At 42.8% G+C, this 22,102-nt stretch carries 20 protein-coding genes; 8 read left to right on the top strand and 12 right to left on the bottom strand.

The features are described 5' to 3' along the window. Positions 1-82: 82 nt before the first annotated feature. From H6G48_RS13175 to rimO, 4 genes are all read right to left on the bottom strand, one after another. Positions 83-724 (bottom strand): hypothetical protein, encoded by a 642-nt coding sequence (locus H6G48_RS13175; RefSeq protein ID WP_242034636.1) that lies wholly within the window; start codon positions 722-724, stop codon positions 83-85. 5 nt (positions 725-729) lie between these two features. Continuing rightward, positions 730-1,083 (bottom strand): hypothetical protein, encoded by a 354-nt coding sequence (locus tag H6G48_RS13180; RefSeq protein ID WP_147069089.1) that lies wholly within the window; start codon positions 1,081-1,083, stop codon positions 730-732. 223 nt (positions 1,084-1,306) lie between these two features. Then, a complete protein-coding gene (locus H6G48_RS13185; protein WP_002763242.1) occupies positions 1,307-2,746 on the bottom strand; it encodes a DEAD/DEAH box helicase in 1,440 nt (479 codons plus the stop codon). 41 nt (positions 2,747-2,787) lie between these two features. Continuing rightward, positions 2,788-4,101: a 30S ribosomal protein S12 methylthiotransferase RimO gene (gene rimO / locus H6G48_RS13190; RefSeq protein WP_149988301.1), complete on the bottom strand. Its 1,314-nt coding sequence runs from the start codon at positions 4,099-4,101 to the stop codon at positions 2,788-2,790. A 472-nt stretch (positions 4,102-4,573) separates the two neighbouring features. Here rimO and btpA point away from each other — a divergent pair, with 472 nt between their 5' ends. The 5 genes from btpA (at position 4,574) to H6G48_RS13215 (ending at position 10,204) form a co-directional block, all read left to right on the top strand. Next, the gene (gene btpA / locus H6G48_RS13195; protein WP_004158629.1) at positions 4,574-5,425 is read left to right on the top strand and encodes a photosystem I biogenesis protein BtpA; all 852 of its coding nucleotides are present in this window, start codon (positions 4,574-4,576) and stop codon (positions 5,423-5,425) included. Positions 5,426-5,684: 259 nt separating this feature from the next. Next, entirely contained in the window at positions 5,685-6,671 is a 987-nt protein-coding gene (locus H6G48_RS13200) for a vitamin K epoxide reductase family protein (RefSeq protein WP_190722140.1), read from the top strand. Between the two features lie 109 nt (positions 6,672-6,780). Continuing rightward, positions 6,781-7,965: a DNA methyltransferase gene (locus H6G48_RS13205; RefSeq protein ID WP_190722141.1), complete on the top strand. Its 1,185-nt coding sequence runs from the start codon at positions 6,781-6,783 to the stop codon at positions 7,963-7,965. A gap of 16 nt (positions 7,966-7,981) precedes the next feature. Continuing rightward, positions 7,982-8,893 carry a Bpu10I family restriction endonuclease gene (locus H6G48_RS13210; protein ID WP_190722142.1) on the top strand — a complete coding sequence of 304 codons (912 nt, stop codon included), beginning with the start codon at positions 7,982-7,984 and terminating at the stop codon, positions 8,891-8,893. A 72-nt stretch (positions 8,894-8,965) separates the two neighbouring features. After that, a complete protein-coding gene (locus H6G48_RS13215) occupies positions 8,966-10,204 on the top strand; it encodes a DNA cytosine methyltransferase (RefSeq protein WP_190722143.1) in 1,239 nt (412 codons plus the stop codon). A 314-nt stretch (positions 10,205-10,518) separates the two neighbouring features. On the opposite strand, the gene H6G48_RS13220 is transcribed toward H6G48_RS13215, so the two are convergent. Together H6G48_RS13220 and H6G48_RS13225 are read right to left on the bottom strand one after the other, a co-directional pair. Continuing rightward, the gene (locus H6G48_RS13220; protein ID WP_190722144.1) at positions 10,519-10,932 is read right to left on the bottom strand and encodes a PIN domain-containing protein; all 414 of its coding nucleotides are present in this window, start codon (positions 10,930-10,932) and stop codon (positions 10,519-10,521) included. Next, positions 10,929-11,150: a hypothetical protein gene (locus H6G48_RS13225; protein ID WP_008198534.1), complete on the bottom strand. Its 222-nt coding sequence runs from the start codon at positions 11,148-11,150 to the stop codon at positions 10,929-10,931. The genes H6G48_RS13220 and H6G48_RS13225 overlap by 4 nt, the downstream gene beginning before the upstream one ends. Positions 11,151-11,892: 742 nt before the next feature. On the opposite strand from H6G48_RS13225, the gene H6G48_RS13230 reads away from it, so the two are divergent. Beyond that, entirely contained in the window at positions 11,893-13,392 is a 1,500-nt protein-coding gene (locus H6G48_RS13230) for a PEP-CTERM sorting domain-containing protein (RefSeq protein WP_190722145.1), read from the top strand. A 292-nt stretch (positions 13,393-13,684) separates the two neighbouring features. Here the strand turns inward: H6G48_RS13230 and H6G48_RS13235 are convergent, their stop codons facing one another. The 6 genes from H6G48_RS13235 to ilvD form a co-directional block, all read right to left on the bottom strand. Further along, on the bottom strand, positions 13,685-14,131 hold the full coding sequence (locus H6G48_RS13235; RefSeq protein ID WP_190722146.1) for a hypothetical protein: 447 nt from the start codon (positions 14,129-14,131) through the stop codon (positions 13,685-13,687). Between the two features lie 43 nt (positions 14,132-14,174). Beyond that, complete coding sequence (locus tag H6G48_RS13240; protein WP_190722147.1) at positions 14,175-15,788, bottom strand: ABC transporter substrate-binding protein; 1,614 nt, start codon at positions 15,786-15,788, stop codon at positions 14,175-14,177. A gap of 166 nt (positions 15,789-15,954) precedes the next feature. Beyond that, positions 15,955-16,875 carry an FTR1 family iron permease gene (locus tag H6G48_RS13245; RefSeq protein WP_190722148.1) on the bottom strand — a complete coding sequence of 307 codons (921 nt, stop codon included), beginning with the start codon at positions 16,873-16,875 and terminating at the stop codon, positions 15,955-15,957. Positions 16,876-16,908: 33 nt separating this feature from the next. Beyond that, positions 16,909-17,343 carry a ferritin-like domain-containing protein gene (locus H6G48_RS13250; RefSeq protein WP_002731529.1) on the bottom strand — a complete coding sequence of 145 codons (435 nt, stop codon included), beginning with the start codon at positions 17,341-17,343 and terminating at the stop codon, positions 16,909-16,911. Between the two features lie 229 nt (positions 17,344-17,572). Continuing rightward, positions 17,573-18,433, bottom strand: a complete 861-nt coding sequence (locus H6G48_RS13255) for a tetratricopeptide repeat protein (protein ID WP_190722149.1) — start codon at positions 18,431-18,433, stop codon at positions 17,573-17,575. A gap of 388 nt (positions 18,434-18,821) precedes the next feature. Continuing rightward, positions 18,822-20,507 (bottom strand): dihydroxy-acid dehydratase, encoded by a 1,686-nt coding sequence (gene ilvD / locus H6G48_RS13260; RefSeq protein ID WP_190722150.1) that lies wholly within the window; start codon positions 20,505-20,507, stop codon positions 18,822-18,824. A gap of 643 nt (positions 20,508-21,150) precedes the next feature. Between ilvD and H6G48_RS13265 the strand changes: the two genes are divergently transcribed. Together H6G48_RS13265 and H6G48_RS13270 are read left to right on the top strand one after the other, a co-directional pair. Continuing rightward, positions 21,151-21,384: a hypothetical protein gene (locus tag H6G48_RS13265; protein WP_002763254.1), complete on the top strand. Its 234-nt coding sequence runs from the start codon at positions 21,151-21,153 to the stop codon at positions 21,382-21,384. A 4-nt stretch (positions 21,385-21,388) separates the two neighbouring features. Continuing rightward, a complete protein-coding gene (locus H6G48_RS13270) occupies positions 21,389-21,589 on the top strand; it encodes a type II toxin-antitoxin system VapC family toxin (protein WP_002763255.1) in 201 nt (66 codons plus the stop codon). Positions 21,590-22,102 lie beyond the last annotated feature (513 nt).

Genomic DNA, 22,102 nt, shown 5'->3' on the forward strand with positions numbered 1-22,102 from the left:
TGTCAACATATCAGCTATGTACACTGGTTTAGGAAAATTGTCTATTCAATCTGAAAAATGGCGTTCTGGGGTTGTCATGTTCTTAAATGTAAAGTTTTGTTACGAGATTCAACATTTCTGCATTACTATCTGAATATTTGGTTGTACTGGCTTCTTCAAAAAATATATTAATTCCCTCTGACCATTCAGCTTTTAACTCTGAGTCATCTACTTGCTCTAATAGATTATTACTAAGAGATTGAAGTTCTTGCAGCTGCGTTTTGACATGAGGTGCTTTCGCATAAATTCTTCCCCAAGTGGCCAAAAAATCAAAAGTTTGTTCGGCAATTAAAGGGGTTCCGTCCGCAAGACTAACTTTAAAAAAAGCGTCGAGGGCAGGGGCAAGAAGCGCAAAAATTGGTAATTCCCAACTATTGACAGAAGCGGTAAGAACAAGTAGGCTGATTCTAGATGGACTATCAGGGGGAATACTATTGCGAGATAAAATTGACGCAATAAATAACCAAACAACCTCATTGTTAATCTCGCTGTCATTCTGTAGAAGCTTACGTCCCAATACCCCTAAGCCGATTTCTGAAGCTTTGATCGATCCCAGTGCCAACAGAGCGGCAAACTCTCTAACATGACTATCCACCCTTCTCAGATTGCCGAAAGCTCTATCAATTTCTTCTCTAGCGTTATCACTATCGCCAGAGTCTAAAAATTGTTGCACTCTTCTAAGCATCGTTGTCATTCTGTTTGGGGCGAAGGGATAAAGGTAAGACCACTGCGAATTTCAATATCTACACGGGCGTTTTTAGTTTTACGTTTAGAATCCTGAAATGAGTGCGGTTGTGCCTCTGGAGTGACACCACCTTGCTCACTAGCATTTGTAACAAAGCGTTCAGCTTTTCTAAAAGCTTGTTTCCGTTCCTCTCGTTGAAATTCATTGCATTGCCCTTTAATATTAGCAAGAAATAATAATCCTTCTTCAGCAGTAACAGGATTTTTTCTTGCCCAAGAACAACTGTATCCACCCTCTTGCTGGATATCGTCTCCTTGAGCTTGTACCCTCCCACGATAAGGTTCTGACGAACTCGACATATTAAATGTTCAAATTTATTCATTTAAGACAATTATATAGTAATTATCAGCAAAAGTATCAAACAAAGCCCAAATACTTGATTAGAATCAATTATCAAAAGTTTAGCTATAAAATTATGTAGAATGCTTTCGACGACGTACTGGGAAATTACCTGACAAAAAAAAGTTGATAGAACCAAAACGGTCTATCAACTCTTAAAGTTATCTATTCAAGAACTAAAAATTAACGTTCCTGAAAGACAATTTTTTTGTCCAGGGAAGGACGGTTATTCGACTTAGAGGGGTACTTACTACCACCACTGCGGGGAGTTTTATTAATCACCGGTTTACTGCTCGTCGGTGCGGGAACTTCCCAATCAGTTTTCATCCACTGGGGACAATTTTGATCGTAGATCATTTGCAGGGCAGCCGCCGCGATCGCTTGGGGATCGTATTCTTCACTTAAATCCCGCACTAAAGGCAAGAAAGAAGCCATACGTTCCCCTGATAAAGCCTCTTTTAGCTGATTTTGCAGCTTGGCTAGGCGTTTTGCTTCTACTTCGGTGCGGCTAGGAATGGGACTAGATTCCAGACGTTGACGCAGACGCTGTTCAATCTGACGCAACAAACGCCGATCGATCGGTTCTACTAAAGATATAGCAGTTCCCGTTTTACCGGCGCGGCCCGTGCGGCCAATGCGGTGAATATAGGTTTCGGCATTATCCGGCAGATCATAGTTAATAACGTGGCTGAGATTTTCCACATCTAGACCGCGGGCTGCGATATCCGTGGCTACCACTAATTTAATTTTGCCCTCGCGGAAACGTTGCACCAGTCGTTCCCGTTGCACTTGGCTTAAGTTACCGTGGTATTCATCCACCGTTTGCCCCGCTTCTTGCAGTTTGCTGGTTAATTCGGCCGCGGTTTGCTTGGTGCGGACGAAAATAATCGCCGATTCTAGGGGTTCGATCTCTAACAGGGGTTGCAGGACTTTTAATTTCGTCCAACCGCGAGGGATCAGATAAATTTTCTGCTCGATCTTAGCAGGAGCGGCCTGGGGTTGAGAAACCGTCACAGAAACGGGAGATTTCAAGAAATTAGCGATTAAATCGCGGATTTCCCGGGGCATAGTTGCCGAGAAACAGGCGGTTTGACGGGTGGAGGGGGATGCTTGCAGAATTTTCTTAACATCATCGATAAAACCCATACTGAGCATTTCGTCCGCTTCATCGAGGACTACCCAGTTTAGGGATTCTAGATGGAGTTTTTTGCGATCGAGCAGATCGATTACCCGGCCGGGAGTCCCGACCACAATCTGGACACCTTTTTCCAGACTGCGGATCTGACGTTCCATGGATTGACCACCACAGACTGTCAGGATAAAGAGACGACGATCATCAGAGAAATCTTTGATGGCGCTGGCCACCTGTTGGGCTAATTCCCGGGTGGGGGTGAGGATTAAAGCTTGAACGTTAGGATTTTTGGTGTCCATGCGTTCCAGTAAAGGCAGGGAATAGGCGGCGGTTTTGCCGGTTCCCGTTTGTGACATTCCTACCATGTCATGCCCTTCTAGAAGGAGAGGGATGGCTTTGGTTTGAATTTCCGTGGGGGTGGTGAATCCAAGCGTTTCTAGGTGTTGAAGACGGCTATCGGATAAACCTAAATTGTTGAAACCAGTGGTCATAGGGATTGTTTTGTGGGAATTAAATAAGAAAAATGGAAAAATTAGACTATTTCGCCGTAGAGATCGTAGGTATCGGCCGCAGTGATTCGGACCTGTACGATCGCACCTAGAATCGCCTCCCCTGTCACATAAACCAAGCCATCCACTTCCGGGGAAAAACGAGCGGAGCGCCCGATTAATTCTCCTGTTTCTGGGTTTTCCTGTTCGATGAGAACATCGACAGTTTGACCGATATAAGCTTGATTTTTGCGTTCCGAGATCGGTTGCTGAGTTAACATCAACCTTTCGCGGCGTTCGTCCATAATTGCCTGTGGCACTGGATCGGGCAGGTCAAAAGCGGCTGTACCTTCTTCGGCGGAGAAGGTAAACACCCCGACGTGATCGAACTCATGACGCTTGACAAATTCCAGCAGATGGCTGAAATGTTCCTCGGTTTCTCCGGGGAAACCGACGATAAAAGTCGTTCGTAAAACCGCGTTCGGGATAGCTTGCTTGATCCGCTCGATAATGCCATCGTTGACTCGTCCTTGCCAGGGACGGTTCATCGCCCGCAGGATGTCGGGATGGGAATGTTGTAGCGGCAAGTCTAGATAGGGTAAAACATTCGGGCTCTCTCGGATCGCTTCGATAACCTTTGGCGTTAACCCGGTCGGGTAAGCGTAGTGAACGCGAATCCAAGGTATATCGACTTCTGCCAGCGCTCGCAAGAGTTCCGCTAATTTGGGTTCGCCATATAAGTCTAACCCATAATTGGTTGTTATTTGCGAAATGAGAATTAATTCTTGCACCCCTTGGCTGGCCAATTGTCGCGCTTCGGCCACAATGGACTCGATCGATCTCGATCGCTGATCGCCGCGCAGCTGGGGAATAATACAGAAAGCACAGCGATAATCGCAGCCTTCGGCCACCCGCAGATAGGCGACTCCCTCGCTGGTGGTGCGATAACGGGGCAGATTTTCATCGGCGATAAAAGTGGGATCGGTGCTGACTTCTTTGACTCGTTCTCCCGTCTCTACCCGTTCGACGATCTCGACAATTTTCTGATAATCCCCTGTGCCGACAATGGCCACGGCTTCCGGCAATTCCGTCAGGAGTTCATCTTGGAAATGTTGGGCCATACAGCCGGAGATAATAATTTTTTTATTAGCTTCCGCCAGTTCCACGAGGGTGCGAACGGATTCTTCTCTAGCTGCTTGAATGAAACTACAGGTATTAACGATAACGTAATCGGCCAACTCCTCGTCATTATCTACGGGATAGCCGGCCTTGGCCAGCAGTCCTAACATATGCTCGGAGTCGATCCGGTTTTTCTCACAGCCTAGGTGTGAGATGGCGATGGTTGGCTTATTGCCCATGCGATCGAGTATCAACCAAATCTTAAACTTCTCTTTTAATGTTAAGACATTGTGAACTACTCTCAACGGATTTGAGAGCTTCCTGCTTCAATGGGATGCGCTTTCTACCTCGAAAGATAGCAAGTCTTACCTTCCCTCACCTTGCAGGAGTCCTAGTTCCTAAGACCTACACTTTTTCTTGCAACACTACCCCCCGAAGCTCGGTTATCGCTTAAGGAATAGTGGTCAAGACCCGTTTATGATAACATAGTTTTTTGGAATTGTCTATATACAAAGTCAGCATTGATGAGGGGAACTGTGGGGCGAATTACTTCGCCCCTTGAAAAGCCCCGTCCCATCGCACTAAGCGCATCGGGACGAATGCTGGCACTAAGTTAAAATAATTTCCCCCCCGTGGAACCGTGGGTAGGCCTTCACCCTGTTAAAATGGGTGAGCGGCGCATGGTTGGGGACGCTAAGAGTAGTATACGCTGTGAACTTAATTGCAACTTTCAAGACAAAAAACCCGATTATTGGCGTGGTTCATCTCGCCCCCCTGCCCACTTCCCCCCGTTGGGGTGGCAGTCTCAAGACGGTGATCGAGCGGGCTGAACAGGAGGCGACGGCTTTGGCTGCCGGTGGTGTTGATGGTTTGATTATCGAGAATTTTTTTGATGCCCCCTTTACTAAGCAACAGGTGGATCCCGCCGTGGTTAGTGCCATGACTTTAATTGTCGATCGCATTAAAAATCTGGTGGTCCTACCGATTGGTCTTAATGTTCTCCGCAATGATGCCCATAGTGCCTTAGCGATCGCTACCTGTGTTAATGCCCAATTTATTCGGGTTAATGTGCTAACGGGGGTTATGGCCACCGATCAGGGCATTATTGAGGGTCAGGCCCACGAACTCCTGCGTTATCGCCGCGAATTGGGGTCTGAGGTCAAAATTTTAGCGGATGTTTTGGTTAAACACGCCCGCCCCTTGGGAACCCCTAATCTGACTACGGCAGTGCAAGATACGATCGAACGGGGACTAGCAGACGGGGTGATCCTCTCCGGTTGGGCTACCGGTAGCCCCCCCAGTTTTGAGGATTTGGAACTGGCAGTGGCGGCGGCCAAGGGAACGCCGGTTTTTATCGGCAGCGGGGCTGATTTGGACAATATCGGGCGGTTACTGCCGGCTGCTGATGGGGTGATCGTGGCTAGTTCCCTCAAGCGTCATGGCAAAATTACTGAACCGGTGGATCCGATTCGGGTGTCGCAATTTGTGGAAACGGCCCGGCAGATCAACGATCAAAAGGCAAAAATTAATAATTCTCTCCCTTCTTTGCCTCTGTCCACATAACCCCTTGCTAGAATGGCGGATAGTTTCAGGGGATAAGCTAAACGGCGCTTAACCTGCATGATCCAACAGCTATAACCCTTTTGGAGTCTATATCGGTGATCCGAAGTAAAAGCCGTTTAGCTTAGCTATCCTAAGTTTTTAGGAATTGAAAACGTCCTAATTAACACAATATGGTTAGGGAATTTTTCCTTTCGACAAAGTACATTTCGATTTACCTCCTGACTCCTGAATTCTGCTGTAATTTAATCTAAATAATATTATGCGTCGTCGTTCTGTACCTTGGATTCATCGCTACTCCCGGCCCCTAATTGGGGGCGTTTCGATCGTGGGGGCGATTCTGACCGGCTATTTAACCATTACCAAACTGACGGGAGGGGCTGCAGCCTGTACCGCTGGGGCTAGTGATGGGGCTGGTTGTAGTGGTGTTCTTAATAGTCCCTACGCTACGGTTTTCGGGCTGCCCTTGAGTTTGTTCGGTTTTTTGGCCTATATTGCCATGGCGGTTTTTGCCCTCAGCCCTCTATTTATTAATGGGGAAACTCAGAAAAATCTCCGCAAAAGTTTAGAAAATAATACTTGGTTATTGCTGTTAGCGGGGGCGACGGCGATGGCGGTATTTAGTGGTTATTTAATGTATATTCTAGCCACGGAATTAAAGGAATTGTGTCCCTACTGCATCACTTCGGCTTTGTTCGCTTTAACCTTATTAATTCTCACAATTGTTGGTCGCGAATGGGAAGGTTTAGGACAAATTATACTGCCGATGGTTGTGGTGGCGATGATTACTTTTGTGGGAACTTTAGCGGTTTATGCGGGAGTAAATTCCCCGACGGTGGCAGGAGGAAAAGAAGAAATTACCCGGCCAATGACAGCGGCTAAACCTCCCTACGGTTGGGAAGTAACCACGGTTTCGGGAAAAGCAGAAATCGCCTTGGCTAAACATTTAAAAGCAATTGGTGCGAAAGAATACGGGGCTTTTTGGTGTCCCCACTGTTACGATCAAAAACAGTTATTTGGTAAGGAAGCGGGAGAAATCCTCAAAAAAGAAGGGGTTTATATCGAATGCGATCCCCAAGGGGTTAATGGTAATCCCCAAGCTTGTCGCGATGCCGGAATTAAAGGTTTCCCCACTTGGATTATTAAGGGTCAAGAATATTCGGGAACCCAAAGATTAGAGAAATTAGCGGAGATTTCTGGTTATACCGGCCCGATGAATTTTAAATATACAGTTCCGGGACGTAAGTAGGAAAATATTGAGGGGTTGAACTTTGTTCAGCCCCAACATTTTATAGTGTTTGTTCTCTAGATAAAGTAGAACTTGAATTTTGATTTTAGCAATAGAGGGAGATTGAAAGTTGCCAGATTTTGATCAACCTATACCCCAAGAAAAACTTGACATTATTGAGAAAACTAGAGCCAATTTATTTACTTGGCGAGGTCAGTTTTCACCCCAACTGATAGAGACTATTTTAAGTTTCTATTGCCCATCTAATTCGGTCATTCTCGATCCTTTTGTGGGTAGCGGAACTGTTTTGCTAGAGGCAAGTTATTTATCCCTAGAAGCTTATGGATTTGAGATTAATCCCGCTGCTTATATCATGAGTCGTACCTATGAATTTATCAATGATTCTCAAAAAAAAGAAGTTCTTAAAAACCTGAGAAATATCCTCGATCAAGAATTTCCTTTGAGAATTTTTGAAGTCAGTGACCAAGTAGAAAATTTAGTAGATAAATTGCAAAATACTAGGAATATGCTACCAGATCGGTCAAAGGTTTTATTTGATGCTTTGGTAATCATTCTTGATGTGTGTAACAATAAAATTACTCAGGAATTTATTCAGAAAAAATTTTTACATCTTAGCAATATAATTACTAAGCTACCTTACTCTCAAAAGCGGATCAGGGTTGGATTATCTGATGCTCGTTCTCTCCCACTAAAAAATAATCAGATAGATTTTGTTGTGACTTCTCCACCCTATATAAATGTTTTTAATTACCATCAAAATTATCGTCAATCTGCTGAAATCTTAGGATGGGATTTACTCAAGATAGCCAAGTCAGAAATTGGTTCTAATAGAGCAAATAGGAGTAATCGTTTCTACACTGTAGTACAATACTGTTTAGATATGGGTGACATTTTAAAGGAACTGGCAAGAGTCAGCAAGCAGCAAGCAAGAATTGTTTTAATTGTAGGACAAGAATCTAACGTTCTTGGCGTACCTTTTTATAATGCTGATATTATTGAAAAAATAGGTGTCAAAACCAAGCTATTCCAGAAAGTATTAAGACAAAAAAGAAAATTTAAGAATAAATTTGGTAAAGTTATTATAGAGGATATAATTAATTTTATTAACTTAAATAATCAAGTTAGCCAAGAGGTAATAGAACAAATTTCTAGAGAGGTAGCATTAGAGGTATTGGAAAGCAGTAGGCTGTTTGTATCTTCAGAAAACCAGCTATGTTTAGAATCAGCAATTGCCAAAGTCAATAATATTCAAAAAACACCAATTTTAGATAAGAGATTATATATTGACCTTTGAACATCAACAAAAATACATGAACGAATTTTCCCGTCCTCACTACACAAAACTAACTGCCTGTCTTAACAATCCTCGGTTGCCAGAAGCTGATCGGGAACGTTTAGAAGAAGCTATTATAAAATATCGCCAGTGGATTATCGAGTTAGAATCGATTAATTCTAGTCAAGCAGATGCAGTAGAAAAGCTAGTGTCAGCTACTAACCGATATAAGCGTTTTATTGAACTTGACTTGATTTTTGATAGTTCAGATAACTTTTTGTATAGACAGAAGGGACAGTTAAAATTAGATAATACTATATTAGAAGAATTTTTACCGCAGCTGATTTTCCGTAGTTTACAAGGAATAGATAACTCTTTTGAATTGGGTCCACGAAATACCTTCTCTGGACTAAGTTTCCTATCCTCTCTCGGCAATATTGGTAAAGGTGGTCAAGCAAATATTAGAAGCAAAAATCAGGATTTTATGCTGGGTAAAAAGTTATATATCAAGTCATCTTTTGACCCAGAATTTCAAAATTATGAATTGATTGAGTCTCATCTTGGCTATGTTTGTGCAGAGTGCAAAACTAATTTAGATAAAACTATGTTTCAGGAAGCTGTAGCCACAAGTAGAGATTTAAAAATTGCCGTTCCTAACTCTTTATATTTTTTGATTTGCGAATTTCTTGATATGACACCAGTTTCAATAATTTCTACTCAAATTGATGATGTGTTAATTATACGAAAAACTAAGCGTATGACCGCTAATCTTCGACAAGAGTATCGCTCCTCAAAAGCAAGACAGCTGCACAGACAGGAATATGTAGATTTTTTGGATGCTTCTCAATATTATCCCGATGTGTTTCAAAGGATGATCGATAAAATACAAACTCATATTGATAATACAAATCCATCACTAGAAAATGTTTTATATCAAGGATATTTCTAGAAATTTTCTCGACATCAAGTTTAGCTAATTTGGTGTATAATAAAGACGTAGATAAGTTGCTAATTATTGGTTATGACTCAGGTAAATATACAAAAAGCCGCTAATATTCTCGGTGTAACTACCGCAGAAATACGAACATGGCAAAAGAAAAAATTAATCAAAGGTCAGAAAATCAATCAAGTTGATTGGTTATTTAATCTCGAGCAATTAACCAATCTTAAAAATAACCAATTCCCTGGAGAATTGAAAATCTTACAAACTGTTGAGCCAACTAATTACACAGTTATTGAATTATTTGCTGGTTGTGGTGGTATGGCTTTAGGTTTAGAAAATGCGGGACTAAAAACGCAATTACTGGTGGAAATTAATCAAGATTGTGTTAATACTTTAAGACTCAATCGAACGCAATGGAATGTTATAAATCAAGACATAAAAAAGATTGAATTTTCTGATTTTAGAGACAAAATAGATATTGTAGCTGGAGGTTTTCCCTGCCAACCTTTTAGTTATGCTGGGTTAGGGAAAGGATTAGAAGATTTGAGAGGGAGCTTATTTTTTGAATTTGCTCGTTGTTTACAGGAAGTGCAACCTAAAATCGCTATAGCCGAAAATGTTCGAGGATTATTAAGCAATAAAAAAGGAGAAACCCTGCAATTAATGCTGCAAGCTTTACAGGAAATCGGTTATTATGCTGCTTATCAAGTTTTATCAGCCCAATTTCTCGATGTTCCCCAAAAAAGAGAAAGATTAATTATTATTGCCACCCGTCAAGACTTAAATATTAAACCTATTTTTCCCCAATATAGAAACTATACTATTTCTCTGAAAAAAGCTCTAGAGAATTGTCCAAGTTCTCCAGGAGTAGAATATAAAGAAAGAAAAAAAGAGATTATGTCCTTAGTTCCCCCAGGAGGAAATTGGCGGAATTTGCCGATGGATATTCAAAAAGAATATATGAAAAATAGTCTCAAAAATCACGGCGGACGGACAGGATATGCTAAAAGATTATCTTGGGATGAACCGGCTTTAACTATTACCTGTAGTCCGGCACAAACCCAAACAGAAAGATGCCATCCCCAAGAAACTCGTCCTTTGACTGTGAGAGAATATGCACGAGTGCAGTCCTTTCCCGATGATTGGCAATTTACTGGTAATTTAACCTCTCAATATCGACAGATTGGTAATGCGGTTCCCGTGAATATGGCCTATCATCTTGGTGGCTGTTTAATTAATATGTTGCAGGGGGATTATCTGGGGGAAACACAGCCAAAAACTGAACAGTTAAGCATTCCGGGGTTAGAAGTTAATTAATTTTGACTAAAAGTAAATAGCGCTTGCTGAATAAATGTGAAATGTAGGCAAGGTAAGGGTTTTAGGGAGCGTCGCCCGTACTTTTTCAGCAAACCCTAACTATTCGTAATCACTGACACGCAAAAACTATTGATTTAGGATAAGTAGGGAGGCACAATTATTTGTAGGATGGGTTAGCGGTAGCGTAACCCATGCGGGCGTTGGGTTTCATGCTTCAACCCAACCTACGTTCTGACACGCAAAAACTATTGATTTAGGATAACAAAGACAATTATAATACTTTTGAATCACCGATAACTGTTTCAGTTTTATTGTTAGATGGTATAGGGAATCTCAATAAATGGATGTTGATTGAGATCAAAATCTTGGGTATTACGAGTGACTAATTTGAGATTATAGTAAAGGGCGATCGCTGCTTGAATGGCATCGGGCAATTTCCATTGAATAACCTTTTTGTTAGGCTGTTTGGTTGCCTTTTTTTTGATTTGTTCACGACGGATTTGAATGACTAAATCAGTGATGTTGACATCTAAATCTATCAGGGGAAAATGGCTTAACAACTCTCCTGCTTTGTCAAAGGAATTATCATCATCAAAACCAATGAGAACTTCGGCTTTAGTAATGACAGAAATATAACTTTCATCTCGGTGAGCTTTTAGATAAACTGTAGCTTGGGTAATACCATTAAAATGGTCGATTAAAATACAGGAGTCTATTAATCGTTTCATATCCACTCCTCCCGAATTTTTTGCTGATATTCTAAGCCATCTCCTTTAGTCCAGATTCCCTTAGTTTTATCTAATAAGGCTTCAAAATCGGCTTCTGTCTTTTCATCCTCAACTACTTGAATGTTAATGGCTAACTTTGTTCCTGCTTTAAAGGGTAAGTTAGAGAGGATAATCTTCTGAGAATGATCGATGATTAAATAGGTTTGATAACTATTCATAATTATTGACACGCAAAAACTATTGATTTAAGTAGGTAGGCACAATTATTTGTAGGATGGGTTAGCGGTAGCGTAACCCATGCGGGCGTTGGGTTTCATGCTTCAACCCAACCTACGTTCATTTTATATTTAATTCCACCCACCCACTTAGGACAACAAATACAATTATAATACTTTTGATTTTTATATCTCGTTCCCAGGTTCTACCTGAACTAATAACTGTTCACTGAATCAAGGGTTCTCTCTGAATATTACTTTAAGGCAGAGCCTTAAATATTCTGTTCCAAGGCTCTGCCTTGGAACAAGAGAAAAACAAGAAAAAATTTAGGGTAGGGGCGAAGCATTCGGATAGTAAATTTACGGTTTCAGCGATAGGTTATTGCCCGAATGCTTCGCCCCTACAAGCATTATGGGTTTGATAACTATTCATAATTATTGACAAGCAGAAACTATTGATTGAGGATAACAAAGACAATTATAATACTTTTGAATCACCGATAACCGTTTCAGTTTCATTGTTCTTAACAAAACTTAATATACTTCAATTTTCTCAAAAAAATTGACCCGCCTAACGGCGAGAAAAAAGTCAAAAAGGGGGAATAAATAATCAGTTTTTAATAACCAGATTTTGTATGACGGAGAGGAGTGTAAATATTTTAAAAATGTAGCTTAGAATACAGTTGTGGGGGGGGGAATGTGTATCTTTGTGGTTATTTCTCTGATTGATAGAGAATCGAAACCAATGACCATAGCATATAAAACGTTGAAAAAATCCCTTCCTATAGGTGTCTTTTCTGCGACCCTCTCAGTGGCACTTACCAATCAACCAAGCTCGGCATTTACTGTTGAGTTTCCTGTGAACCCAGTACCAATTGGAGCATTTAACAAATGGGTTCGCCAAGAATCATATACTCTAGGTGGCAATGTGAATTGGACGGTAGATCTTAATCCTGCCTTTATCCCACGCATTAGTGCAGAAGACGAGAGAAAAGCATTTCTGAAATTTCTACAGGATTCAATCTATGGAAAAGCAGTAGCAGATGGAGGACTAGGCTGGACTTTTAATCTTCAACCAGTAGATACTTTAAAGGGAACTTTTGATGTTCAAAATTATTACGCTTGTGCGCCGAATACTGAGTGTGGAAAAGAGCGTAAAAATGATCCTCTTGTACCTCTTGGATTGTTGCCGTTCAAAGGGGGAGTTGGTGCTTTTCTTGACTTAACCTTGAGTTATGATCCAAAAGCAGCAGGACAACCGAAAGACGCTCCTACAGGACTAAGTTTTCACTGGATTCAGCAAATAGAAAATAATCACAAAATGCCATTACCAGGAAAACATGGCGACAAAGATAACAAAATTGATACACCATCTACAACAACCCCTTACTATGACAAAGGATATGCAGCGAACGCAACCACTTTCATCGATGCTCCATATAGACCAGATACAGGAAAATCACATAACTGGACTGCTAAACTATTCTTAGTTAATCAGACTGCCGAGAAAACAGTAGATATCTATGATGGTATCAGTTGGGGGTGGACAAATTCTTGCAAATTACCTCAAACCGAGCCAAAAGGTCTATCCCTATTTGCTGAAGCAGATGCTTCAGGTTCTTGTCTAGATTTTGGTGATGCACCTGACAGTTATCAAACGTTGTCAGCATCAGACGGACCGCAATATCAAGAGGGTGAGCTTCAGTTCCTTGGTTATTTATGGGATACTGAAACTGATGGTCAACCAACTCCCCTGGCAGATGGGGATGACCTTAGTGTGGGGTGTGACCTCTGTGAAGATACTGATGATGAAGATGGTGTAATCTTTGGGGATAGTTGGGTAGATGTAACTTTCAATATTAATCGACCCGATCCTAACCCCTATCAACTCCGTGCATGGTGGGATATTAACAGAAATCGCAGATTTGACCACACCTCAGAATTAATCATTGATGATCTATTAACCTTAGATGCTGGAAAGCTGACAAAACGTTATAATCTTGGCTTTGATCCCACGAAATACTACAGTCGCTTCCGTCTCACTTATGACCCGTTAGATACCGATGTAAAACCCTTCGGTGAATATTACTCTAAAGCAGACTGTAACACCACCGATGCAGCGGCAGGAAACTGTGTCTCTCACGGAGAAGTAGAAGACTACCCTGAGATTCCCGAACCCAGTTCTATCTTTGGACTTCTCGCTTTCGGGGGACTCGGATTAATGGGACTTCGCAAGAAGCGTTAATCCAACATATTTGGTTGGTAGTTCTGTTAGTTAGGGTTTGCTGAAAGAAGCTAGATACAATTGAGTAACGCACAGAAAACGGGTTTCTCCGAGAAACCCGTTTTCTACTCATGCACTCATGCAAAAAGGGGAATAAATAATCAGTCTTTAATAACCAGATTTAGTACAACTACCTCTTGCATGAGTTCCTATCCTCAGCCAGAAATTGATTTTGTCCGATTTTACTGTCCGGAGTCTGTAGGGTTGATTCATGAATCAACCCTACCCCACTAGAAATTGATTTTGTCCGATTTTACTGTGCGGGGGGAATAACTTCTAACGGAATACTTTCAGTTTCTCCATCTTTAGATGGATTGACATCGGGACTTTTTTCTGCATCTGGAGTTTTTTCCACCGCTTTGGTTTCCGGGGTGGGGGGATTTTCGGGGGGGACTTCTGGACTGGGGTTCTTTTCCGGGATGGGGGTGAATTCCACCGGGGTTTCGCTTTCAGGAGACGGGGAAACTTCGGGGGAAGGTTCGCTATTACGGGTAGTTTCCGCGGGAGTTTCTTCTATCTGGGGAGATTCTGGGGTAGTTGCGGGGGTATCTGGGGGGGTGTCTTCGCTGATGTTTTGTTCTTCCTGGGGACAAGCTGCCGATTCTAAACCGAGATGACATCGGACTTCCTCCCGTCCCAAAGACACGGCAATTCCCGACACCGACATTAACAAAGCTAGGATGGGTAAGATATTCTTCATAAAATTAGACTTGATTCTACTCCTCGACATCACATTATCTATTTTAGATAGGATCGAATTGATATTGAGAACCCTTTGGCCCCTCATTGCCGCGATTAGCACGCACCAGGGGAACTTGATTAAAAATCTTAAAATCCGTGGTGCTTCCCTGCAAGGTGATTCCTCGATTTAAAGTTTCGACTACAGTAGCACGGTCAGAACTTTTAGCGATCGCTTCCCCTAATACTTTCATACTATCGTAGGCGGTAGCAGTACGCCAACTGACGCGACCGCGCCAACTTTTCAGCGCATCTTTGGCAAAAGGATCCGTTGCTTGGAAACTCCAAGGTACTGCTAGAACTAATCCGTCGATGCTATCTGCTCCTTGAATAAGGATATCGGGTGTATAAAGTTCATTTCCGCCTAATAAGAGCATTCCAGACGATTCTTGGGCAATAGCCACGGCTTGATCTATGCGATCGCCGTCTTTACTCAGGGCCAAAAATACCACCCTAGCGCCGGCTTGTCTTGCCTGATCTATGGCGGTTTTAGCGTTAAAATTCGCTTTGGTTGTGTCTATTTCCTTAACTATCTTGCCTCCCGGTTTCTTTATCGCTTTAGCAAAGGAATCCTTTAATTTTTGACTATAGGGACTATCGGAATTATAAAACAGAACCACTGAGGGAGAATTCTCTTGCTGACTAGCATAATTAGCCAAAGTTTTGGCCACTGCTTCCAGATAACTGCCTAAAACTTCCTGAGACTTATCCTTAAGGGGAATGGTTTTCAGGGTTGATTTTCCCGTTTGACTAACACTGGTAGTCAGGGGAGAGAGAATCGCTAATCCTTCTTTTTCGTAACTTTCAATCGCTTTTTGACTAAAAGGATCGATTCCGTGGCCCATAACTGCCAAAACTTGACCGGATTGAATCAGATCATCGGCTATCGCTTTTGATTGTAACCCACCACCATCATTAGCGATGACTATTTCCAAAGGATTACCCGGATTAGAATTATTAAACTCCTCTTGATACCTTGCCACACCTCGGAGAATTTCCTTGGCGCTGTTGGGGTCGTTAGCGATGGGGACAACAACGGCTATAGTATTTTGATTACCTTTTTGTCTAGCTTTGGCGTTATTGTAATAGATTTTGCCCTCCGGATCGTTTGCTTGGGGAGTGGCCGCCAGTTGGTAAACTGCGATCGCATTTGCCCAATCTTCCTTTTTAAAGGCCGCTGCGCCTTTTTCTTTGTTAGGAGTGGAATTAAGCAGTATTTTCTCACCTTGGCTAAATAAATCGGGATTTTTAGCCGTATTACTCACAAAAGTTGCCTTAGATTGCCTATCTGGGGTTTTTTCCCCGACAACTGGGGAAGTATCGGGTTTGGGAATGAGCATTTGCAATAGACTCCAACCCCCTAAACCTGCGGTTAAAGCGGTAATTATCAAAGCGAAGGGAAGTAACCAGTTAGATTTTTGGCCGACTCTAGTTGTACCCCCCGGGGACACCACCACCGTGGTTTTAACCGTCGTTGTTACGGGATCCATCGCTTCCCTAGGTAGGCCACAGATAGGACAATCAGGAGTAGTATTTTCGCAGGGTTCATGACCTCCCGCAATCGCTTGCGGATAAGTTTTACCATCTTTAGGGATACCGTCACATTGCCAAGTAGTCATAATCAGTTATCAGTTATCAGTTATCAGTTATCAGTGGGTAAGTTATCAGTGGGTAAGTTATCAGATTTGAGTTTTAAGTGAGCAGTATGTGTTAAGTGAGCAGTATTAAATAGAAGTTTCCTGCTGTCTTTTTACTGTTTACTGTTTACTGATCACTGATTACTGTTTACTGTTTACTGGTCACTGTTTGAGGACGTTGTCGTAAGCTTTGGAAATAGAGGCCACCGATAAGCATTAAAAAGAGGATATAGGCAACAATTTGACTGATATAGAGGTTTTGACGATAACCAAACAGGGATTTAAGGAGGAGTCCAGGGAAAGTGCGATCGCTCAAAATTTGGGAACCGTCCCAAACTTGAAAACCGAGAAGACAGGAGGAGGGGAGAGAAGGACAGAAATGGCGATAAAAAGGGTCAATTTCACTTAAAAGACCGATTCCAGCGTCGATATGTTTCAAAACACCGATGAGTAATCCCGCAACGATTAAGAGCAGCAAAGTCCCCATAATTTGGAAAAAGAGACGGATATTGATTTTTACTCCCCCCGCAAATAGGAGAGTTCCCAACAAAGTCGCCACACTTAACCCCGCTATCGCACCGAACGTTTGTATCTGCCAATCTTTTTGGAATTGGGCCAGGATAAAGAGGACAGTTTCAAATCCCTCTCGCAAGACAGCGATAAAAACGAGCAGAAAAATCGCTTTTCCTGCCCCATTTTCCGATTTTAAACCCGCTTTTACCGCACTTTCTACCTCAGATTTCAAAGATTTGGCCTGTTGAGTCATCCAAATTAACATCCAACTCAACATCAAGACGGCAATCAGTCCAAAAGTGGCGGCCAGTAATTCCTTGATTATTGGTACAGATGGACTAGGAGAGGCATCCACTTGCAAAAGGATTCCCCCTAGCAAAATACCGACCAAAACACTAGCCACCACTCCCGCACCAATACCACGATACACCCATGAGTTAAGTTGCGATCGACCCGATTTTTGTAAACAAGCGAGGACAATTCCCACCACTAAAGCGGCCTCGAAACCTTCCCGGAGAGTGATAATAAAAGTGGGTAAAGCGGAACTAAGATTCATAAGCTAGTGGATAAACTCTAGCTTGATCCTAGCTTAAGCAAAATCCCGCAGCATCTTGCGAATTTCCAGATTGTGTAATTCTTCTTGTCCGATCATACCGCGAGCGAATTCTTCTAGGTAAATACTGGCATCTTCGACGGTTTCTAGGAGTGCTTTGTACAAATCAAGGGATTTTTTCTCATGATTGAGGCTCTCACTCAAGATTGCTTTGATATTATGTTCATAGCTTTCCTCGATTGGGGCAATTTTTAAGCTAGGATGACCTTCTAAACCGGTGAGAATTTCCCCAACTTGTTGCGCGTGGGTGAGGGACTCCGTGGCCTGAGTCTGGAAAAATTGGACGATGGGGATGCGATGGGGACCTGTCACCATCAGGGAATAGTGGGTGTAACGGACAACTCCCGCTAGTTCAAATTCCATGATTTCGTTCAGTTGTTCGATGGTTTTGTCTCTGTCTAGTTCTCGCATAAGATTCTCAATAATTTTTCTCTAATTGCAATTGTAGCTAATCCAGACTGGCTGAATAAATCTAAAAACCTTGTTGGCTAATATTTTTAGGCTTTTTTGCCATCAAAAAAGTGCTAGATATTGGAGCAATCGGGGGGAAGTTTTCGGCACTTTTTCCCTGAAAATGCCGAAAATTCCACACACCCCACGACAAACCCTTTCAGCAAACCCTAGGTGCTGCAAAAAGACTTTAGCTGGGGGAATAGCAACTCAAGAGGTCATTAAAGGTTTCATTTTGCCTTAAACCATCGAAAACAAAGTTATTACGCACTAATTCGCCACATATATCCGGTTCTATGTCTAGAGCTTCCCGTAAACAGTCGATCGCTTTTTGTTGTTGACCGAGGGCGGCATAACAGCAGGCGGCATTATACCACGCATAGCGATCATCTTGATCGATTTTTAATGATTCTTCATAACAGGCGATCGCTTCTGGTAAACGCTGTAATGCTTGTAAGATCACACCCTGTTGATACCAGGACCAGTAATCTTGCGGTCGGATATCGAGGGCGGTACGATAATTAAATAAAGCCTCTTGGGGATTGCCCCAATCCCGGAAAGCGTCGCCGCGACGATACCAGGCCCAATAATCCCGGGGTCGCGCCCCCAAGGCCAGATCATAAAAAGTGATAGCGCGTTCGTAGTTTTTGAGCAATCGATAGGCCTCTCCTTGCCGGTAGGCGGCCCAATAGTCCCCCGGACTATGACTTAGGGCCCGTTGAAAACAAGCGATCGCTTTTTCGTAGTCCTTTAATTCCTGTAGATAAACACAACCTTGATCGTACCAAGCCCAATAGTTATCATCCTTTACCTGTGCGGCGTTAGCATAACTTTGAGCCGCTTCTTCATACATTCCCAAGTCTTCTAGTATCATACCCCTTTTGTACCATGCCCAATAATCATCTGGATAATATTCTAAGGCTTTTTCGTAGCTGATTAAGGCTCCAAAATAGTCCATTCTTTCTTTTAAAATATTGCCTTGGTCATACCAGTCCCGATAGGTATCTGGACGGCATTCGAGCGCTCGATAGACAGTGAGTAGATAGGTCATAGTTATTAATCTTTAACGGAGTCAGGAGTCGGTCGTCAGGAGGCAGGAGAATTAAGAATGAGCATTAATTAGGGCTGGCTGAATAAATGTGAAATGTAGGCAAGGTAAGGGTTTTGTGGCTTTACGAGCGAAACAGGTGCCAGATTTTGAGAGAATCATGCTTCAAAACCTTGTGTCTTCATCGGCCCGCGTCCTGTAGGGGCGAAGCATTCGGGCAATAACCTATCGGTGAAACCGTAGATTTTCTATCCGAATGCTTCGCCCCTACTTTTTGCCGCAAACCCTAATTAGAGCCGTCAGTCTTATCAGTTATCAGTTATCAGTGGGGGTGTTCGGTGGGCAGTGGGGGAATGGCGATCGCAATTGATCGCCATTCCCCGTTATACTTTTAGAACAGATTCAGATCCGTTAAAGCGCCGAGACTGCTAGAGGAGACTAACTTGGCGTATTTGCCGAGAATTCCCGTTTTATAGCGTGGGGGGCGCGGTTGCCAATGGTTACGACGACGGACTAATTCTTCTTCCGATACATTTAAACTCAAGAGACGTTGACGAGCATCAATAGTGATTTGATCCCCTTCCTCTACTAGGGCAATTGTACCACCCACCGCCGCTTCCGGAGCGACGTGACCGACCACCATGCCATAGGTTCCCCCGGAAAAACGACCATCGGTAATTAATCCCACGGAATCCCCTAAACCGGCGCCGATAATTGCCGAAGTGGGGGCTAACATTTCCCGCATACCCGGTCCGCCTACTGGTCCCTCGTAACGGACAACCACCACATCCCCGGCTTGAATTTTTCCCGCTAAAATTGCCTCTAAACAGGTTTCTTCCGACTCAAACACCCGCGCCGGTCCGGTGATTACCGGAGTTTTCACGCCGCTAATTTTGGCCACCGCCCCCTCCGTGGCCAGATTTCCTTTTAAAATGGCTAAATGACCCTCTTTATAGACAGGATTGCTAAAAGGACGGATAACGTCTTGGCCTGAGGGCGGTTGGTCGGGAATATCGGCTAAAATCTCGGCGATAGTCTGACCGCTAATGGTGAGAGCATCCCCGTGTAGTAAACCATTAACCAGGAGAATTTTCATCACTTGGGGAATACCGCCGGCTTTGTGCAGATCCACGGTAACGTAACGCCCGGAGGGTTTAAGATCGCAGATAACCGGTACTCGCTGCCGGATAGTTTCAAAATCATCGATCGATAATTCTACCCCGATGGTGCGGGAAATGGCTAAAAGGTGCAGCACAGCGTTAGTGGAACCTCCCACCGCCATAATTACCGAAATGGCGTTTTCAAAGGCTTTACGGGTCAAAATTTGGCTAGGGAGAATCTGTTTTCTAACCGCCTCGACCAAAACCTTGGCCGATTCTTCGGTACTATCGGCTTTTTCCGCATCTTCGGCGGCCATGGTTGAGGAATAGGGTAAACTCATCCCCATGGCTTCAAAAATGGAAGACATGGTATTAGCAGTAAACATTCCACCACAGGAACCAGCGCCGGGGCAAGCGTTGCGTTCGATTCCGATGAGGTCTTCTTCACTGATTTTACCGGCGCTGTACTGTCCCACGGCTTCAAAGGAACTGACCACGGTTAAATCGCAATCTTTGTAGCGCCCCGGTTTAATCGTGCCACCATAGACGAAAATAGCGGGAATATTCATCCGGGCCATGGCAATCATTGCCCCCGGCATATTTTTGTCACAACCCCCGATAGCGAGGACTCCATCGAGACTTTGACCATTACAGACGGTTTCAATGGAATCGGCGATTACTTCCCTAGAAACGAGAGAATATTTCATCCCTTCTGTTCCCATGGAAATCCCGTCACTAATGGTGATAGTCCCGAAAAGTTGCGGCATTCCCCCCGCTAATCTGGTGGCTGCTTCGGCACGCATTGCTAAATCATTAATTCCCATGTTACAGGGGGTAATGGTGCTAAATCCATTAGCGATGCCGATGATTGGTTTGCTAAAGTCCTCATCCCCAAAACCTACCGCTCTTAACATGGCCCGATTCGGACTGCGTTGGGTACCTTGGGTAACAATGCGACTTCTGTAGTTATCTGCCATAACTTTATCTTTCTCCAATGGCGGCTGATGTGTGCGATCGCTGCTCAAGTTCTCCAATCGCACCTTTATTTCTATTTTCTGACTTTTGGCCGCTCTGAGCAGGTTTTAGGACAGTCCATCTCTAAAGAAAATATAAAACTGTGGGAGTAATGAACTATTCCCCACCGCTTCGCCAAGGGGCGAGTTTCTGACGCTTCTTTGTCGATGGTGGTTGGTGCGGACGGTAATGATTTGGTAGTAGTGGCGTAGCCCTCTTGCTTGAAGTGTGTAAAATATTTGTAATAAAAACAATTGGCTCAAATCAGTTTTTAATGAAGCGGTGTTATCATTTTAGCATACTTAACTCAGATAAACCCTAAAGGCTCTCCTAGAGTAGTTATGTAAAAATAGTAACAATCAAGGAAGATATTGAGACTTAAAGTTATCTCAAAAAATAGTTAGAATCCTTGGTTTGACAAGAAGATAGAAACTGTTATAGGCTAAAAGACATAGCTCAAGCCGAGTCTAAACTTAACATTTTATTATATAGGAAGGGGTTATGCTGTCACTCCACTGGCAAAATTGAGATGCTTCCAGAAAATATTTAAGGTAAAATTAGATAGACTATCTCCAAAACTTAATTAACAATTAGGAAACTAAGTCAATGCTACAATCAGTTAAAGGCATTTATAGACAAGGAAAGATCGAGCTTTTAGAAACTCCCAATAACCTAGAAGAAAGTTCAGTTATTATCACATTTTTAGAAGATAAACCAATCCAAAAATATCCCAAATTAATGTGCTTTGGAATGTTCACGGGGGATTATCAATCTACAGAAGAAGATTTTTCATTCGCCGAATTTCAGGGCGATGCAGATGACCACTTAGATTGGTCTTAAACCGATGAAATATGTGCTGGATACTCACGCCTTAATTTGGTTTTTAGAAGGGAATCCCCGATTGGGAAAAAATGCCAAAACGATCCTTTCTGACCCGAACAGTGAATTAGTTTTACCGGCTATTGTTTTAGCTGAAGCGGCTTGGATTGTTGAGCGAGGCAGAACATCAATCCCTTCGGTTTTAGAATTATTTAGGGTTTGCTGAATAAATCTAAAAACCTTGTTGGATAAGGCTTTTAGACTTTTTTTCCCTGAAAAAGTGCCTACCATTGGAGTGATTGGGGGGAAAATTTAGGGATTTTTTCCCTGAAAATTAGGTAATTGACCACCTGAAAATGGGTAAAACCCCACACCCCACACCCCACCTGCCCCCCCGATGTCGGGGGGTTGGGGGGGTCACACCCTGCCCCCACGAAAAACTTTTTGCCGCAAACCCTAGATAGTCAACAGCTTATGACTGGTAGCATATAAAATGAAAATAACTTAAGTATTTATACTTATGCTCTTGGGGGAGAAAAAGTGAGAAACTAAAAAAGTTCTCAAAAAATATTCAAGTCAAGAAAAATGTCAAAGATAGAAGTAAAAAATCTAGACCACTTTTGTTCTAGATCGAAAACAATTGACAAAAATCGCCAAATAAGTAGGTGGGTGGAATTAAATATAAAATGAACGTAGGTTGGGTTGAAGCATGAAACCCAACGCCCGCATGGGTTACGCT

Source organism: Microcystis flos-aquae FACHB-1344 (genome assembly GCF_014698375.1).
In the GTDB taxonomy this organism is placed as follows: Bacteria; Cyanobacteriota; Cyanobacteriia; order Cyanobacteriales; family Microcystaceae; genus Microcystis; species Microcystis aeruginosa.